16 protein-coding genes are annotated in these 17,431 nt (G+C 63.2%); 5 read left to right on the plus strand and 11 right to left on the minus strand.

Annotated features, from left to right (window positions below; all coding sequences use genetic code 11):
• Positions 1-15 precede the first annotated feature (15 nt).
• Genes JQ558_RS02060 through JQ558_RS02070 form a run of 3 tightly spaced genes read right to left on the minus strand, consistent with a single transcriptional unit; the run spans position 16 to position 3,052 of the window.
• A complete protein-coding gene (locus JQ558_RS02060; protein WP_212205328.1) occupies positions 16-1,524 on the minus strand; it encodes a tripartite tricarboxylate transporter permease in 1,509 nt (502 codons plus the stop codon).
• A gap of 3 nt (positions 1,525-1,527) precedes the next feature.
• Positions 1,528-2,013 (minus strand): tripartite tricarboxylate transporter TctB family protein, encoded by a 486-nt coding sequence (locus tag JQ558_RS02065; protein WP_212205330.1) that lies wholly within the window; start codon positions 2,011-2,013, stop codon positions 1,528-1,530.
• 46 nt (positions 2,014-2,059) lie between these two features.
• Positions 2,060-3,052 (minus strand): tripartite tricarboxylate transporter substrate binding protein, encoded by a 993-nt coding sequence (locus tag JQ558_RS02070; RefSeq protein WP_212271965.1) that lies wholly within the window; start codon positions 3,050-3,052, stop codon positions 2,060-2,062.
• Between the two features lie 217 nt (positions 3,053-3,269).
• On the opposite strand from JQ558_RS02070, the gene JQ558_RS02075 reads away from it, so the two are divergent.
• Positions 3,270-3,740, plus strand: coding sequence for an SRPBCC family protein (locus JQ558_RS02075; RefSeq protein WP_212292694.1), 471 nt, complete (start codon positions 3,270-3,272; stop codon positions 3,738-3,740).
• Positions 3,741-3,742: 2 nt separating this feature from the next.
• On the opposite strand, the gene scpA is transcribed toward JQ558_RS02075, so the two are convergent.
• The 8 genes from scpA to JQ558_RS02115 form a co-directional block, all read right to left on the minus strand.
• Positions 3,743-5,899, minus strand: coding sequence for a methylmalonyl-CoA mutase (gene scpA, locus JQ558_RS02080; RefSeq protein WP_212271967.1), 2,157 nt, complete (start codon positions 5,897-5,899; stop codon positions 3,743-3,745).
• Between the two features lie 45 nt (positions 5,900-5,944).
• Entirely contained in the window at positions 5,945-6,409 is a 465-nt protein-coding gene (locus tag JQ558_RS02085) for a GFA family protein (protein ID WP_212271968.1), read from the minus strand.
• 2 nt (positions 6,410-6,411) lie between these two features.
• Positions 6,412-8,277 carry a methylmalonyl-CoA mutase family protein gene (locus tag JQ558_RS02090; protein ID WP_212292695.1) on the minus strand — a complete coding sequence of 622 codons (1,866 nt, stop codon included), beginning with the start codon at positions 8,275-8,277 and terminating at the stop codon, positions 6,412-6,414.
• Between the two features lie 111 nt (positions 8,278-8,388).
• On the minus strand, positions 8,389-8,886 hold the full coding sequence (folK, locus tag JQ558_RS02095; protein ID WP_212292696.1) for a 2-amino-4-hydroxy-6-hydroxymethyldihydropteridine diphosphokinase: 498 nt from the start codon (positions 8,884-8,886) through the stop codon (positions 8,389-8,391).
• Position 8,887: 1 nt separating this feature from the next.
• Complete coding sequence (gene folB / locus JQ558_RS02100) at positions 8,888-9,259, minus strand: dihydroneopterin aldolase (RefSeq protein WP_212205344.1); 372 nt, start codon at positions 9,257-9,259, stop codon at positions 8,888-8,890.
• Positions 9,256-10,116: a dihydropteroate synthase gene (gene folP / locus JQ558_RS02105; RefSeq protein ID WP_212292697.1), complete on the minus strand. Its 861-nt coding sequence runs from the start codon at positions 10,114-10,116 to the stop codon at positions 9,256-9,258. The genes folB and folP overlap by 4 nt, the downstream gene beginning before the upstream one ends.
• 74 nt (positions 10,117-10,190) lie before the next feature.
• Positions 10,191-10,598: a DUF4332 domain-containing protein gene (locus JQ558_RS02110; RefSeq protein ID WP_212271972.1), complete on the minus strand. Its 408-nt coding sequence runs from the start codon at positions 10,596-10,598 to the stop codon at positions 10,191-10,193.
• Positions 10,599-10,640: 42 nt separating this feature from the next.
• Positions 10,641-11,006, minus strand: a complete 366-nt coding sequence (locus JQ558_RS02115; RefSeq protein WP_212205350.1) for a DUF2267 domain-containing protein — start codon at positions 11,004-11,006, stop codon at positions 10,641-10,643.
• A 340-nt stretch (positions 11,007-11,346) separates the two neighbouring features.
• Between JQ558_RS02115 and JQ558_RS02120 the strand changes: the two genes are divergently transcribed.
• The 4 genes from JQ558_RS02120 (at position 11,347) to JQ558_RS02135 (ending at position 17,423) form a co-directional block, all read left to right on the plus strand.
• Complete coding sequence (locus tag JQ558_RS02120; RefSeq protein WP_212292698.1) at positions 11,347-12,972, plus strand: helicase HerA-like domain-containing protein; 1,626 nt, start codon at positions 11,347-11,349, stop codon at positions 12,970-12,972.
• A 160-nt stretch (positions 12,973-13,132) separates the two neighbouring features.
• Positions 13,133-14,560, plus strand: coding sequence for a glycosyltransferase family 39 protein (locus tag JQ558_RS02125; RefSeq protein WP_212292699.1), 1,428 nt, complete (start codon positions 13,133-13,135; stop codon positions 14,558-14,560).
• A 182-nt stretch (positions 14,561-14,742) separates the two neighbouring features.
• Positions 14,743-16,020: a glycosyltransferase family 87 protein gene (locus tag JQ558_RS02130; RefSeq protein ID WP_212292883.1), complete on the plus strand. Its 1,278-nt coding sequence runs from the start codon at positions 14,743-14,745 to the stop codon at positions 16,018-16,020.
• Positions 16,020-17,423, plus strand: coding sequence for a M20/M25/M40 family metallo-hydrolase (locus tag JQ558_RS02135; RefSeq protein ID WP_212292700.1), 1,404 nt, complete (start codon positions 16,020-16,022; stop codon positions 17,421-17,423). The genes JQ558_RS02130 and JQ558_RS02135 overlap by 1 nt, the downstream gene beginning before the upstream one ends.
• Positions 17,424-17,431 lie beyond the last annotated feature (8 nt).

Here is a 17,431-nt window from a genome sequence, read left to right on the forward strand (position 1 = left end):
GGATCGTGTGGAGCGTCAGCGGGGCGCGGCGGCGGGCGAAGCCGCCTTGAGCCGTCGCCACCCCCAGATCAGCACCGGCCAAATCAACGCACCGATCGCCAAGGCGGCGAGGATCGCGGAAATCGGTCGCTCGAAGAACGGCAACACGCTGCCGTCGGACTTGATCAGCGAAGTCACGAAACTCTGCTCGATCATGGTGCCCATCACGATACCGAGCACCATGGCGGCGACCGGATAACCGTTGGCTTCCATGACGTAACCAATGATTCCGAAAGCCGCGACGGTCACGACGCCGAACATGTTGTTGCCGATGGCGAACGAACCGACCGCGCAGCACAGCATGATGAAGGGCATGACGGAGGAACGGGGCGCGCGCAACACGTAAGTCGCCAGACGGATCATGACGATGCCCAGCGGAATCATGATGATGTTGGCGATGATGAACATGAGATAAATCGCATACATGCTCGACGCCTTCTCGGTGAACAGCGTCGGGCCGGGGTTCAATCCCTTCATGTAGAGCACGCCGATGGCGATGGCCGCGATGGTGTCGCCGGGAATGCCGAACAGCAGCGACGGCACCCAACCCGACGCGATGCTGGCGTTGTTGCTGGCGCCGGCTTCGACCAGGCCCTCAACGTGGCCTGTTCCGAACTTCTCGGGCTCCTTCGAGAAGCGCTTGGACATCGCGTAGCTGACCCACGCGGCCATGTCGGCACCGGCGCCCGGCAGCACCCCGATGATGATGCCGATGATGTTCCCGCGTGTCATCTGCCAGCGATACTTCTTGGTGAGCCTCCACTGGCCCGCCATGATGCTTCCGAACTTGCGCTTTGGGATTGGCGGCGGTTCCGGCGTCAGCATGGCACGCATGACTTGCGCCACGGCAAATACCCCAACCAGTGCCGGGATCGGCTCGATGCCGCCGAACAGATTGGTCATTCCAAACGTGAAGCGAGGCACGCCGCCGGGATTTTCGATCCCGATGCAGGCGACAAGCAGACCGATGAACATGCCCGCGATGGCCTTTACGGGCGAAGAGCGCGCGACCAGCGTCGCGCACATCAGGCCCAGGAATGCGAGCCAGAAGTATTCGAAGGTCGAGAACGACAGCGCGATCTCGGCAAGCGGCGGCGCGAGGATCATCAGCGAGAGCGTGCCCGCGATACCGCCAACGGCGGAGAACCATACGCCGGCGCCAAGCGCCAGTTCGGCTTCTCCCTTGCGGGTCATGGCATAGGCTTCGTCCGCGTACGCTGCCGAGGCGGGAGTACCCGGAATGCGAAGCAACGCGCCGGGGATGTCGCCGGAGAAGATCGCCATCGTGGACGCCGCCACGATGGTCGCAATCGCGGCGATCGGTGACAGATAGAACGTAACCGGGACCAGCAGGGCGGTCGCCATCGTCGCGGACAGGCCGGGTAGCGACCCGATGACAAGGCCATAGACCGATGCCGCAAGCATCGCGATGATGACTTCCCAGGTGGAAATGAGTGCGAACGCTTCAATCAGGGTGTTAAGCATGGGTCACCACGGCATCGGCAACAGCCCGGCCGGGAGCGGCACGCGCAGCAGCTTGCTGAAAATCAGATGGATGAAAATCGGTGCCATCACCGCGAGCGGCAGCGAAAGTTTCCAGCGCGCGCCGAGCGCGCTCGACGTCACGAACACGATCAGCGCGGCCGTGATGATGAAACCCAATCGGTCTGCGACCGCCACGTAGAACAACAGGAGTGCCGGCGGCAACAGTGCGCGCAGGCCGTAAAGCCTGCCGGTGGGCGGCCGCGCTTGACCAGCCTCGAGCGGAACAATCTCTTCTTCCTCTTCGAAGGTACGGCCGATGCCGAGAGCGATCGCAAGCCCGCAAAGCGCGAGACCCGATCCGATCACCAGCGGAAAGATATTGGGGCCCACCGGCTGACCGGGCACGGGCGGCAGCAGCCAGCCGCCATAGGCAGCCGCCGCTCCGAGGCCAACAAGAAACAATCCCGTGACTTGATCGGGAAGACGCATGAAACGAGCCCCACGGATTTCCGAGCAAGTGAACCGGTGGGATCGATCAGGCCTTGGAGAGGCCGGCAGCCTTCATCGCCTCGCCCATTTGGGCGTCGCCCTTGTCCATGAATGCCGCGAATTCCGTCGCGTCGCCCCACACCGTTCCAAAACCGCGATTGCTCATGAAGTCCTTGAAGTCCTTGGAGTCGTAGACCTTCTTCAGTGAAGCCGTGAGCTTGGTCGCGATATCCGCAGGCAGGCCCTTCGGACCCGCAATGCCGCGCCACGCGCCTGTTGCATAGTCGATGCCCATCGACTCCTTCAGCGTCGGCACGTCAGGGAAAGACGGGTTGCGCTTGGGCGCCATGATGGCGAGGCTGCGCGCCTTGCCGGCTTCGATGATCGCGCGCGCTTCCGGCACCGAGCAGGTGGTCAGGTCGAGACCGCCTGCCGCGAGATCCTGCATCGCGGGCGCGGCACCGTTCGACGGCACCCAGGCCACCTGATTTGCAGGAAGTCCGAGCGCCTGCATCCAGCCGACCAGCGCCAGATGCCAGATGCCACCCTGACCGGTGCCCGAGGCTTTGAACTTGCCGACGGGCGCTGCCTTGATGGCGTCGGCGAGTTCCTTCACGGTCTTGTAGGGCGACGCTGAAGGGACCTGGATGCCGGGCGGGTCCTCGTTCATCAGAGCCAGCGGCGTGTAGCTCTTTGGCGCCAGTTCCGTCAGTCCCTGCCAGTGCATCATCGAGATCTCCACCGTCAGCATGCCGATGGTGTAGCCGTCGGGCGGCGCGGTTGCGATGGCGGAATGGCCGACCACGCCGGAGCCGCCGGTGCGATTGACCACGTTGAACGGCTGCCCGAGATCCTTCTCCAAGAGCGCCGCCACGATACGCGCGGTCGCATCGGTGCCGCCGCCGGCGCCCCATGGCACGATCACGGTCACCGGCCGTGCCGGATAAGCCTGCGCCAGCGCCGGCTTGAATCCAAAACCCGCGACGGCCGCTGCTGCGGCGGTTGAAGCCGCAAATGCGCGGCGCGTAATTTTGGTCATGTAATCCTCCCTGCGGCGTCCCTGACAGCGGGCGCTCTTGTGATGCGGCATTCTAGGCGGCTTTGCGCTGCGCTCGCAAGGCGTTACGCGATGATGCCGGATGATCGCCGGTGGGAGATCACAACACATCCGGAAATCGGGTGGTGGCGATCAGGAGGCGCGGATAGGTGTCCATACGCGGCGTCACAGGACAGCCGCGATCGACTGCGGAGGTAACATGACGACAGCCTATTACAGCACCGTGCTGGATTATCCGCTTGCTACCGTGTGGTCGCTGATCCGCGATTTCAACAATTATCCGGCCTATATCGATGGCGTGAGCGAAAGCGTCATCGAGGACGACAAGGGCGGCGACGAGGTCGGCGCCATCAGGCGCTTCTGCTATCTCGGCAGCTGGATCCGGCAACGCCTGGCTCGCCATTCCGACGCGCAGCACAGCCTGACCTATGCCGGCATCGAACCGTTCCCGTTTCCATCAGGTCTTCTGCCGGAAGCGCCAGGACCGACGCGCTACGAGGGAACCATGCACCTGTCGCCAATCGTCGAGGGCGACCGGACCTTCATTGAATGGGACGTCGTGCTCGACACCGCGCCAGAGGATGCCGATCGCTGGCGGGCGCTGTTTCAGTCCTGGATACCGGAGTGGACCCATTCGCTGGAGCGGGCATTGGAGCGCCGCGCTGGGTGAGGCTACTCCGCCGCCTCGCTGTGCCCCAGCCTTGCATTGAGCTTGTGGATCAGCTCTTCGGCGGCGTCGGCGATCACGGTGCCCGGCGGGAAGATTGCTTCGGCGCCGGCCTTGTAGAGCGCCTCGTAATCCTGCGGCGGCACCACGCCGCCGATGATGATCATGATATCCTCGCGGCCTTGCTTCTTCAGCGCGGCCTTCAATTCGGGCACCGCGGTGAGATGGGCGGCCGCCAGCGAGGAGACGCCGAGGATATGCACGTCGTTCTCGACCGCCTGCCGCGCGGCTTCGTCGGCGGTGGCAAACAGCGGCCCGATATCGACGTCGAAGCCGACGTCGGCAAAGGCTGACGCGATCACCTTCTGGCCGCGGTCGTGGCCGTCCTGGCCGATCTTGGCGACGAGAATACGCGGGCGGCGGCCCTCGGCATCCTCGAACGCATCGATCAGCGCCTGCACTTTTTCGACCCGATTGGACATGGTGGACGCCTCCCGCTTGTAGACGCCGGTGATGGATTTGATTTCCGCGCGATGCCGTCCGAACACCTTCTCCATCGCGTCCGAGATTTCGCCGACGGTGGCCTTGGCGCGCGCCGCATCGATCGCGAGCGCCAAAAGGTTGCCGTTGCCTTCGCCGGCCGAGCGCGTCAATGCCGCCAAGGCCTGGTCCACGTCCTTCTGGCTGCGCTCGGAGCGCAGCCGCTTGAGCTTGTCGATCTGCAGGCGGCGCACGGTGGAGTTTTCCACCTTCAGCACGTCGATGGCGGCCTCGTTGACCGGCTTGAACTTGTTGACGCCGATCACCGCCTGCCGTCCGGCGTCGATCCGCGCCTGCGTCTTGGCGGAAGCTTCCTCGATCCGCAGCTTGGGCACGCCGGCCTCGATCGCCTTCGCCATGCCGCCGAGCGCCTCGACTTCCTGGATATGGCCCCAGGCCTTGGCGGCGAGATCGCGGGTTAGCCGTTCGACATAATAGGAGCCGCCCCAGGGATCGATGATGCGGTTGGTGCCGCTTTCCTGTTGCAGGAATAATTGCGTGTTGCGGGCAATGCGCGCCGAGAAATCGGTCGGCAGCGCGAGCGCCTCGTCGAGCGCGTTGGTGTGCAGCGACTGCGTGTGGCCTTGCGTTGCCGCCATCGCCTCGATGGTGGTGCGCATCACATTGTTGAAGACGTCCTGCGCGGTCAGCGACCAGCCCGAGGTCTGGCAATGCGTACGCAGCGACAGTGAGCGCGGGTCTTTCGGGTTGAACTGCGTCAGCAGCTTGGCCCACAAGAGGCGCGCCGCGCGCATCTTTGCCACTTCCATGAAGAAGTTCATGCCGATGGCCCAGAAGAACGACAGCCGCGGCGCAAAGCGGTCGACGTCGAGGCCCGCCGCCAGTCCGGCGCGGAGATATTCGACGCCGTCGGCCAGCGTGTAGGCGAGTTCGAGGTCCTGCGTCGCGCCGGCTTCCTGCATGTGATAGCCGGAGATCGAAATCGAATTGTATTTCGGCATCTTTTGCGAGGTGTAAGCGAAGATGTCGGAGATGATCCGCATCGAGGGCGCGGGCGGATAGATGTAGGTGTTGCGCACCATGAACTCTTTGAGAATGTCGTTCTGAATGGTGCCCGACAGCTTCTCCGGCGGTACGCCCTGTTCCTCGGCGGCGGCAACGAACAGCGCCAGGATCGGCAGCACCGCGCCGTTCATGGTCATCGACACGCTCATCTGGTCGAGCGGGATGCCGGCAAACAGCGTGCGCATATCATAGATCGAATCGATCGCGACGCCGGCCATGCCGACGTCGCCGGAGACGCGCGGATGATCGCTGTCATAACCGCGGTGCGTCGCCAGATCGAATGCGACCGAAAGACCCTTTTGTCCGGCCGCGAGGTTGCGGCGGTAGAACGCGTTGGAATCTTCCGCCGTTGAGAACCCGGCATATTGCCTGATCGTCCAGGGCTGGTTGACATACATGGTCGGGTAGGGGCCGCGCAGATAGGGCGCGATGCCGGGCCAGGTCTCGAGGAAGTCGATGCCTTCGAGATCGGCCTCGCTGTAGGCGGGCTTGACGAGGATGCCCTCGGGCGTCAGCCACGGCTCGGCGCCGCCGGCGGGCTGCGCTGCGGCGGTGGATTCAAAAGCGATATTCGCGAAGTTCGGTATGCGGGTCATGGGTTACCAATATAGCACTTGTGAAGCGTGGGGGGACGCCACCCCTCAATCGCGGTCCGGATGCTGGTGGCTGACGATACGGCTGAGCACTTCGCTGCCGATACCCTCTCGCGTGCTTTTGCCGGGCAGATCGCCGATCCTGCCGACCCAGGCCAAATGGGACTCGGTTCCCGAGGCGTAGGTTGGAACCACGAGGTCCGGCCGGTCGAAGCTGCCGGTGGTCAGCTCAATGACGTCGGCGTCGACGGCTCGATAGCTGAGCGGCGTCCCGCACGCCGCGCAGAAGTCGCGCTCGGCAATCGTCGACGAGCGAAAGCTTGCCGGCTTGCCGCGGGTCCACGCAAAGTCGCCGTGCTTGACTTCGGCGAGCGAAATGAAAGGGCCGCCCACGGCCTTCTGGCACATGCGGCAGTGGCACAATCCGATTTTCACCGGGCCCGCATAAACCGCGAAACGCACGGCGCCACACTGGCAGCCGCCGCTCAAAACAGCTTTTCTCTCCGATGCCATGCTCACTCCATTCGCTTCCAGGCGTCCTGCAACATTGCGAGCGCATCGCCGCCGGCAAAAATGAAGTCGCCGACGCCGGCGGCCCGTAGTGCTGCTTCCTGCTCGCCGGGCCGGCCTGCCAGATAGATATGCTTTGCACCGGCGGCTTGAAGGGCCTGTGCGGCCGCTAGCGCGTGGGCGGCATAGACCCTGTCGGCGGAACAAAGGCACGCCACGTCGGCGCCGGAGGCCTTGAATGCGGCGGCAAGCGTCGCCGGATCGGCAAAGCCCTGCGTATCGATGGCCTCGATGCCGCCGGTCTCGAAGAAGCTTTTTGCAAATGTCGCCCGCGCGGTGAAATCGGCCGGAGTGCCGAGATTGGCGAGGAAAATCTTGGGCCGTGCGCTCGCGCTCTTGAGCTTCGCGTCCGATTTGTCGCGCAACACTTCGAACGGTGCGGCCAGCCGCATCGGCGGCAGCGCATCGAATTTGAACCTGGCTTCGCCATAGGGCGCCAGCGCAATCGGTTTTGCGTCCAGCACCGCGATCTCGGCCTCGTGCAGGTTCGGAAATTCGCTGGCGCCGGTCAGCACGTCGCGGCGCTTGGCGATGTTGGTCTCGCGCACCGTCCGCGTCGCCGCGACCTTGCGCTGGATCAGGTTCTGCTCGAGCGCAGCGAACAGCCCGCCGACCTTCTCGATCTCCTGGAACAGCGACCAGGCGGCTTCGCAAAGCTGTTTTGTCAGTGTTTCGATGCCGCCGGAGCCGGCGGCGGGATCGGACACCTTGGCGAGGTTGGATTCTTCCAGCAGCACCAGCTGCGTGTTGCGCGCGGCGCGGCGCGCGAACGGATCGGGCAAGCCCAGCGCCAGCGTATGCGGTAGCACGGTGATGGCGTTGGCGCCGCCGAGGCCGGCGGAGAAGGTTGCCATCGTCGCCCGCAGCATGTTCACGTACGGGTCGCGCTGCGTCAGCATGCGCCAGGCGGTATCGGCCGCGACGAACAATGGTTTGGGCGTGAGGCCGCAGGCCTGTTCGACCCGCGCCCACAACAGCCTGATGGCGCGGAATTTCGCCAGCGTCAGGAACTGATCGGCGTCGGCGGAAAGCCGCGCATAGACCATGCCCTGCGCGTCTTCGAGCGGGATGCCGGCGGTTTCGATCGCGCGCAGATAGGCGACGCCAGAGGCCAGCACAAACGCCAGTTCCTGAACTTCCGATCCGCCGGCATCGTGGATCACGCGCCCGTCGGCCGCCGCCAGCGGACCTTTGAAGCCGAGTGCGGCAAGGCCTTTGATGGCGGTGGTGACCGCGGGCACGATCTCGGACCAGCTATAGGGGCTGGATCCCCACACCGCGCCGGCGCCGAGCGGGTCGAGCCCGAAACGGATATCGCAGGACGCAGGATCGAGCCCCTTGCCCTTGATATATTCCGCGACATGGATGGCCGCCATCCGCGACTGCGGGCCGATCTGAAGCTCAACGCCGATGCCGGCATCGAGATAGATGCCGTCGAGGATCTGCGCCACAGCCTCCGGCGAAGGATCCAGCCCGAAGCCGTAAGCACCATTGGCGCCGGCGAACACGAGGGTGAGCCCGGTCGCGCCATTTTCGAGGTCGTGCAGCGCCTGCGCGTTGGCCGCCTTGGCGTCGGGATGATCGGCCCGCTGCATGATCTGCCAGGGCGCGGCCGCAGGGCGGCCTGCGACCGGGGCGGCGCCTTGCGCGCGCGGGTAGATCGGATCGATCTTCAATCCATCGGATGTCTTGCCGACCAGTTTTTCGAACGGCGCGCCCTTCAGCACCCCGTCGACCAGCTTGCGCCAGTCATCGTAATGCGCGGGGGCAAAATCCGCGGCCAATCGCAGCTCGTCAGTGGTCGTGGTCATCGAGAAAGTGGTTCCTTGAATAGTTTCCTTGGGTAGCCTCTTGATTTGGCCGGAAATTGCCACGGGGCGGCCGCCAAGCCAAACGGTTGTTTTAGGCCACCCGGGGCCTGGTCAGGGCTGGTCGAGGTCGGGTAGTCGCAAAATACCGTCGGTCGAAAGCCTCGTCAGCGCGTCCCTGACACGGCGTCCCGCGATGATACGGTCGGGCACGATCTCGGCGAGCGGCACCAGCACGAAGGCGCGCTCGAACAGCCGGGGATGCGGTAGCGTCAGCTCCGGCTTGTCGATCCTGACGTCGTCATAGGCGATCAGGTCGAGGTCGAGGGTGCGCGGGCCCCAATGCTGTTCGTTGGCGCGGTCGCGGCCGAATTTCTTCTCGATCTTGTGCAGCGTGAACAGCAGCGCATGCGGATCGAGACTGGTGTCGATTTCGATGCAGGCGTTGATGAAGGGCGCCTGCGCTTCGTTGCCCCAGGGCGGCGTGGCGTAATCCGACGACCGCGCCAGCAATGCCGCCTGCGTCATGCCGCAGATGTTGGAGATGGCTTTGCGGAATGTCGCGCGTACGTCGCCGACATTGCCGCCGAGCGCGATCAGCACATCAGCCATGTCAGGGCGACTGCCGTGTGCGCATCAAGACCACGCCGACATCGTCGAAGATCGCGGCGATCGGCGCGTGCGGCTTGTGGACGGTGACCTCGACCGCGTTGATGCGCGGAAACGCGGCCAGGATGGCATCGGCCACGGCGCCGGCCGCACGTTCCAGCAGTTTGTAATTGGTGTTCTTGAACGCCGCCGTCGCGGTCGCGACCACGTTGGAATAGGACACGGTGTCGGACAGGCGATCGGTGCGCGAGGATTCCGACAGGTCGACGGAAAGTTCGAGATCGATCACGAAGCGCTGGCCGACTTCGGTCTCGTGTTCCATCACGCCATGGCGGGCATGGATGACGACGCCGGTGATGAAGATCGTATCGGTCATCTCTGCAGTTCCCCAATGGCGGTTGCGACGCGCAGCGCTTGAACGGTTTCCGCAACATCATGGGCGCGGATGATGCGCGCGCCACCCTTCGCCGCAATCAGATGGGCGGCGATCGAACCGCCAAGGCGCTGATGCGGTTCCGACGGCGTCACCACGCTGATGAAGCGCTTGCGCGAGGCCCCGACCAGCAGCGGCAGGCCGAAGGATTGCAGCTCATGCAGCCGCGCCAGGGCCGTCATGCTCTGTTCCGGTGTCTTGCCAAAGCCGATGCCGGGGTCGAGCACGATCTTGCCGGACGAAATACCGGCCTTCGCGGCGATGTCTAGCGATCGCGCGAAGAAGGAGACGATATCCTTCATGATGTCGATGGCGGGATCGGCGCTGTCGCGGTTGTGCATGATGACGACGGGCACTTGGCGCGCCGCGATCAGGCCGGCCATGCCGGCATCGCGCTGCAGCCCCCAGACATCGTTGGCGATGACGGCGCCATGGTCGAGCGTCCAGGCGACGACGGCCGACTTCATGCTGTCGATCGAGACGGGAACCCCAAGCGAAACAACCTCCGGTAGCACCGATTGCAATCGCTTCAACTCTTCTTCTACCGAGATCGGTTCTGATCCGTAGGGTCGGGTCGATTCCGCACCGATGTCGATGATGTCGGCACCTTCGGCGACCATCCGGCGGGCCTGCGCAAGCGCGCTTTCGGGGGCAGCGAACTGTCCGCCATCGGAAAATGAGTCGGGGGTCACGTTCAGCACGCCCATCACGGCCGGGCAGGGCCGTGACAACAGCGCCGTCAGGTCAAAATGACCGGCCGGGCCGGCCGCGGTGGCGGGTCTGGACATGGTTGCGATCATGCGGTCGCTTTGCGCGGTCCGCGCCAGCGAGTCAAGACGCGGGACCCCGCCAGCGTATGTCGGTTGGCCGACTTTTAGTAGCTGATTTTCGGCTGAAGCTTGCGCGCCTGGGCGATCAGTTGCTCGACCGACTTCTCCGAGGGCATGACGCGGACCAGCTTACGCTTGGTATTCACGTCTTTCATGTTCTGGGCGAGCCGCGCCGGGTTACGCAGTGCGAGTTCGCGAACCGTCGGCACGCCGGCAGCGCGCACCAGCCCGACCTTCGCCTTGCCCATCCCGGGAATCCGCATGTAGTCGGAGAAATTGGCCCATTCGAGCAGTTGCTGTTCACTGATCCCGGTCTTCGCGGCGAGCGCCTTGCGTCCTTTGACGGTGCGGGCGGCTTCAAGCAGCGCTTCGGTCGTGCGAATGCCAAGCGATTTGAGTTTCGAGGCAGAATAGGCGGTCAAGCCTTCGATCTCGGATAGGGGATATGTCATGATACTCGATGCAAGAGAATGTGCGCGGCCGAAGGGGGCGATTCAAGCGAACTGGCTTAGCCCCGGTGTCCCCGAAATGATTTCGCCCATTTTGTCCGCTCCGATTTTGTCGCGGCCGAACTTGAAAAGTTCACGCGCCACGTTCTGAATCTCGTTCATGCCCAGACCAAGCGCCATCAGCTTGGTGCCGAGCGCCATCAGCCCGCCGCCCATCAACCTGGAGAGCCCGCTGCTGCTGTTCGAGGCCGCGATCGCAGCCTCGGCGCCTGGAATTTGATCGATCAGAGCCTGAACCTTGTCGGAAGGCCCCTCGTTACGGAGAAAACCCAGAACGATGCCGATGGTTTTTTCAGCGACAACGCTATCGATGCCGGCCTTGCTGGCCAGCTGTCCAATCAATTCGTCCATATTGCCCCGCCCTCAGCCGGTTTGTTACCGGGTCGTACCTTGTGAATTTATCTTGAGCGTCTGCGACCTGAAATACAAGCGATCCGCGCGCACGAAGGCGATTTCGTCCTAGATCGCTCGTCGAGTGTTGCAGCAATGCAAGAGTGAATGCGGGATTCACGCCATGTTACCGCACTGCGGCCCACGTATTTCTACCGGAGTTAGAGAAAAGTATGAGGCAGGGTGTGCAAGGCCCGGGCTATGTCCTTGTCCATGGACGGTTTCAATCGACCGGCAGGATGCGATATGATGGCATTGCTTGGCGACCAAACTTTCCCGATGCGCGCGAAGAGGCGATGTGATGGCGACCCCCGACAACAAGACAGCCGATACCAATGAGAAGATTTTCATCGGCAAGGGCGAGCAGACAGCGTGGCTGACGCTCGCACTCGCCAATCGGCACGGCCTCGTTACCGGCGCGACCGGGACCGGCAAGACCGTGTCGCTGCAGGTGATGGCGGAAGGGTTTGCCCGCGCCGGTGTTCCGGTTTTCGCAGCCGATATCAAGGGTGATCTGTCCGGGATCTCCGAAGTCGGCGAAGCCAAGGACTTTATCCTGAAGCGCGCGGGCGAGATGGGGCTCAACTTCCAACCCGATCAGTTCTCGACCGTATTCTGGGACGTGTTTGGCGAGCAGGGCCATCCAGTCCGGGCCACCGTCACGGAAATGGGACCGTTGCTGCTGTCCCGGATGCTCGATTTGAACGACGTCCAGGAGGGCGTCCTCAATGTTGCGTTCCGTGTCGCGGATGAGAACGGACTGACGCTGATTGATTTGAAGGATCTCCGCGCGCTGCTCGATGCCATCGTGCCGGCTGGCGGCAAGAAGGCTGCCGATGCGGAAGAAGACCCGTTGGCGCCGATCCGCAAGGCCGCGCAGGGCTTCGGCAACGTCTCAAAGGCGACGGTCGGCACGATTCAGCGCCAGCTGCTGGTGCTGGAGAACCAGGGCGCAGCGAAATTCTTCGGCGAACCGGCGCTGACGCTGAAGGATTTCATGAAGACCGACAGCGATGGCCGCGGCATGGTCAATATCCTCGTCGCGGACAAGCTGATGCAGAGCCCGCGACTCTACTCAACCTTCCTGTTGTGGATGCTGTCGGAACTGTTCGAGGAATTGCCTGAGGCCGGCGACCTGCCGAAGCCGAAACTGGTGTTCTTCTTCGACGAGGCGCATCTGTTGTTCACCGATGCGCCGAAGGCGCTGATGGACAAGATCGAGCAGGTGGTGCGGCTGATCCGCTCCAAGGGCGTCGGTGTATATTTCGTCACGCAAAATCCGATCGACGTGCCGGACAAGGTGCTCGCGCAATTGGGCAACCGCGTGCAGCACGCGTTGCGCGCGTTCACGCCGCGCGACCAGAAGGCGGTGGCGGCTGCGGCGCAGACGTTCCGGCCCAATCCGAAGCTCGACACCGTACGGGTGATCATGGAGCTCGCCAAGGGCGAGGCGCTGGTGTCGTTCCTCGAAGGCGGCGGCACGCCGACGATGGTCGAGCGGGTGATGATCCGGCCGCCGACGGGACGGATCGGCCCGATCACGCCGGATGAACGCAAGGCGCTCATGAACAAGAGCCCGGTGAAGGGCAAATACGACACTGCGGTCGATGCTGACTCCGCTTATGAGATGCTGCTGAAGCGCGTGGCAGGAACGGCCGCGCCGGCGGATGGATCGGATGACGGCGGTGGTGGCGGTGGAATCCTCGGACAGATCGGCGGGATCGTCGGCACCATCTTCGGCACCAACAACAAGCGCGGCCGGTTGTCGACCGGCCAGGTCATTGCGCGGGATGTCACGCGATCCGTCACTAACAAGGTGATCGGTGGTGTTGTCGCCGATCTCGGCAAATCGGTCGGCGGCTCGCTTGGCAGTTCGATCGGCCGCTCAATTGTGCGCGGCGCACTTGGCGGATTGCTGCGCCGATAAGTCTGGGGCTCACGGGACGCCGAAACGCAATTTTGCACGGCCCGCCGGATTTGATGGGTTCGGCGACGCGATTGATTGCCGGTTAGGGGACTGGATGGAGCGAAGGGCGGACCAGGCTGACGGCTCGACGGCCGTCACGGAATACGTATGGGCGTGGTTCTTGCGTCAGGTCGCGTACGTCCGCGGCGCCAATATTCCAGGCTGGGTTTGGGTCGTGTTGCTTTGGGCGCTCATGGCCTTTCCGGCGGTCTCGCTGCGGGGCACCCATTTCGAAGAGGGAACGGTCATCGGACTCGCGCGAGGCGCCGTCGAGGACGGGCAATGGCTTACGCCCCATCTGTACGGCGTTCGGTATATCGAGCGTCCGGTTCTGCTGTCGTGGATTGCCGCGGCAATCGGCAAGCTCTCGGGTGGCGTTTCGGTTTGGTCGGCGCGCATACCGCATTTGCTGTTTCTGCTCGCCGGCGGGTTGATGGTCTTCCATCTGGTGTTGCCGCACACCCGCAAGGCGCCTGCGGTGTTTGGCGCGCTCTGCTGGTTTGCGTGTCCGATGGTCAGTCAGAAGTTTGTCACTGCCGAGCCTGATGTTACCTTGTCGGTGCTGCTGTTCGGCGGTTTCTTCTTGTGGTGGAAGGGCGTTTCCAGCGGATCCACGTCAATTTTCCGGTGGCTCGCCATCGGTGTTCTGCTGGCGGCGGCGGGCCTCGCCAAGGGTCCCCAGCCCATTGCCTATTTTGCGCTGGGCGTTGGTGCGTACCTGCTGGTGAAGCGGCGTTGGAGCGATATTCCGGGTTTTGTCTTCGCCAACGCAATGGCCGGGCTGACCGTTGCGGCCTGGTATTGGATGGTCATGATTCCAGGCGACGTAAAGGGCTGGATCCTCCATTCGCGTTTGTCCGAGGGAATGACGCTGATGCAATGGGTGAGGGATCACCTGGATTTTGTCCTCAGCCTTTTCCTGGTGGAATGGTTGCCGGGTTCGGTGCTGCTGTTTCCGGCAATCGTCGTCCTCGCACGGAACGCCTTCGGTCGAGAGCGCGATCTCATGCTTGCTGCCGTGCTTTATGCGACGGTCGCGTCCATGCTGCTGCTGATCTGGCCCGGGGGTGTGGCGACGCGCTATGCGATGCCTGCCAATTTGGCGCTCGCCGTAGTGGGAGGGATCCTGTTCGACCGGTGGTGGGCCACGCGACCCTGGTTGATTGCCGTCAGCAACACGGTTGTAACCGGGATATCAACTGCCTTGATCGTTCTCGGCTGGATTGTTATCCCGGCCGCTCCGATCGCGTTTAGTCAGTCGAAGACGTCGGCGCAGACGATAGCCGCGGTCAGGGATGCGATGCAGGGTACGCTCTATGTCACCACCAGTGCCGATTTGAACACGCTGGCGTATGTTGCCGCACCTATTCGCATGGTAGGGCTCACGGATATAGCCAACCTGAAGCCGCCCGCCTTTGCGATCCTGAGGGGTTCGGAGGTCGCTGAGATCATCGCGCAAAAACCCGATTTTGCGGCCATTGCCCACGCCACACTGAACAAGGGTCTGCTTACCAGGATTTTCGAGATCAGGGGTAAGCAAGAGCCATGATCGTCCCGAACTGACGTCCCAGATTGTGCAAGTAAGCCTCGCATCGACTGGTCCGCACGTGAACCTGGTTGCTACTGAATGCAGCCGCCGTGCACCGTCTCCCTCCGTGAAAGTGAGTAATCCCCGTGCTTAGATGGCCATCTTTGCGACGTCCGCTGGATGTCCTCTTTATCGTTGTCTGCATCGCCTTGACCGCAGACGTTCTGGTTCCCGAAATCTGGGGCAACGGCAAGACGAAGGACTACGCGCTCTGGTATTGGGCGGGCCAGCAGGTGCTTCACGGTGGCGATCTTTACCTGCGGGTGACGCGAGGGACCCTCGACTTCATCTATCCGCCGCTGTCGGCGCTGCTGTTGGCGATTCCGAGCTACTTCGGCAAGATCCCGCTTTATCTGTGCCTGTCGTTCCTCAACATCGTCGCGTGGTGGATGACGGCGCAGTATTCGCACGCGATGGCGGGGTCGGGTCAAAAGCCCGGTCCCTGGCTGGAAGCGCTGCCGGGCATTGTCACGGTTACCTTCGTGTTCGACATGTTCGACCTCGGGCAGCCCAACCTCGTGCTGCTGGCACTGATGCTGTACGGATTCTGGCTGCTGCGCGATCAGCGCGGATGGATGGCGGGAAGCATGTTTGCGCTCGCCACCGCGATCAAGGTGTTTCCGGTGGCGGTGTTCCCCTATCTGGTCTGGCGCAGGCAGTGGGCGGCCGCCGCCAGCATGCTGGTCTTCCTGATCGTGTTTCTGTTCGTGCTGCCGGCGCCGTTCCGCGGCTTCCAGCACAACGTTGCCGAATTGAAGACCTGGTATCAGGGCATGGTGGGATCGAGCTCGGAAAAGGGGTTCGGCCAGCGTGACGAGCAGAACTGGTCGTGGGTCAATCAGTCCATCATCGCGGTGACACACCGCCTGGCGCGGCCGGTGAACCACAATCAGGAAGATCCGGCCAAACCGGTTCGCACCATGAATATCGCCAACCTCGACTTCAAGACGGCGAACTGGATCGTGCTGGCGGTCTCGCTGGCGATCGGGCTCGGTTACATTGCGGTGATGCCGCCGGCGTCGCGTCGCACCGAACGCTCCGACGCCGAGGAACTCGGCATCCTGTTCTGCCTGATGACGGTCGCCTCACCGCTGGCCCGTCAGTACTATTTCATGTGGCTGTTCTTCCCGATGACAGTTCTCATCCATCGCGCCGCGTATGACCCGCGGCCTGCGGTGAAGGCCGGCACCTGGACGCTTCTGGCCGTCGCAGGCTTGCTCTTGTGCCTGTCGCTGCCGATCTTTCCGACCGACCTGCAGGCTTACGGGAACAATCTGGCCTCGACCGCGCTGCTGGTGGCGGGGCTGGTCTGGCACATGCTGCACCCGCCGAATGCGGACGCTTCCGCCACTTTGCCTCGGTCCACAAGCGGGCTACAAATCGACGCAACAACAATGCCCACAGCCAAGGGAAAACCGTGATGGCCAACGCACAGCTTCAGCCGGTCCTCGACCGCATCGATGCCGATTTCGACAACAGCCTCGAACGGCTGTTTGCGCTGCTGCGGATCAAGTCGGTCTCGGCCGATCCCGCCTTTGCCGGCGATTGCAAGGCGGCCGCCGATCACCTGGCCAAGGACATCGCGACGCTCGGTTTTGCGGCGGAGGTGCGGCCGACGGCGGGGCATCCTGCGATCGTCGCCAAGATGAATGGCGGCAAGGGCGGGCGGCCGCACGTGCTGTTCTACGGGCATTATGATGTGCAGCCGGTCGACCCCCTGAACCTGTGGCACCGCCCGCCGTTCGAGCCGGTCGTGACCGACCATGCCGACGGCCGCAAGATCATCGTTGCGCGCGGGGCGGAGGACGACAAGGGACAGCTGATGACCTTCGTCGAAGCCTGCCGCGCCTGGAAATCGGTGACCGGATCGCTGCCGGTCGACGTCACCATCGTCATCGAGGGCGAGGAAGAGGTCGGCTCAAAAAACTTCGTGCCGTTCCTCGAACACAACAAGGCTGACCTGAAAGCGGACTTCGCGCTGGTCTGCGACACCGGCATGTGGGACCAGAATACGCCGGCGATCACGACGTCATTGCGCGGGCTCGTCTATGACGAGGTCAAGATCAAGGCCGCCAACCGCGATCTGCATTCCGGCATCTTCGGCGGCGGTGCGCAGAACCCGATCCGGGTGCTCACCAAAATTCTCGGCGGCCTGTTTGACGACAACGGCCGCATCACCATTCCCGGGTTCTACGACGGCGTGAAGGACCTGCCGCCGGACATCCTCGGGCAATGGAAGAATCTCAATCTGACGCCGGAATCATTCCTAAAGCCGATCGGCCTTTCGATCCCGGCCGGCGAAAAGGACCGCCTCCTGATCGAACAGGTGTCCTCGCGCCCGACCTGCGACATCAACGGCATCGTCGGCGGCTACACCGGCGAGGGCTCCAAGACCGTGATCGCGGCGGAAGCCTCCGCAAAAATTTCGTTCCGCCTGGTGGAGGGACAGAACCCGGACAAGATCCGCAAGGCCTTCCGCGATTATGTGACAGCGCGGCTGCCCGGCGATTGCAAGGCCGAATTCATCGATCACTCCAACGCGCCGGCGATCGCGCTCGACTGGAACATGAAGCCGCTGGCGGCCGCCAAGCGCGCCCTGACCGACGAATGGGGCAAGGAAGCGCTGCTGATCGGCTCCGGCGCCTCGATCCCGATCGTCGCGGACTTCAAGCGCACGCTCGGCCTCGATACCGTGCTGGTCGGCTTCGGCCTCGACGACGACAACATCCATTCGCCGAACGAGAAGTACGACCTGAAGAGTTTCCACAAAGGTATCCGCTCCTGGGCGCGGATCCTGGCGGCGTTCGCGGAAGCGGGGAAATAACGTTCCAT

This window comes from Bradyrhizobium sp. AUGA SZCCT0160, from assembly GCF_018130105.1.
Taxonomy (GTDB): Bacteria; Pseudomonadota; Alphaproteobacteria; order Rhizobiales; family Xanthobacteraceae; genus Bradyrhizobium.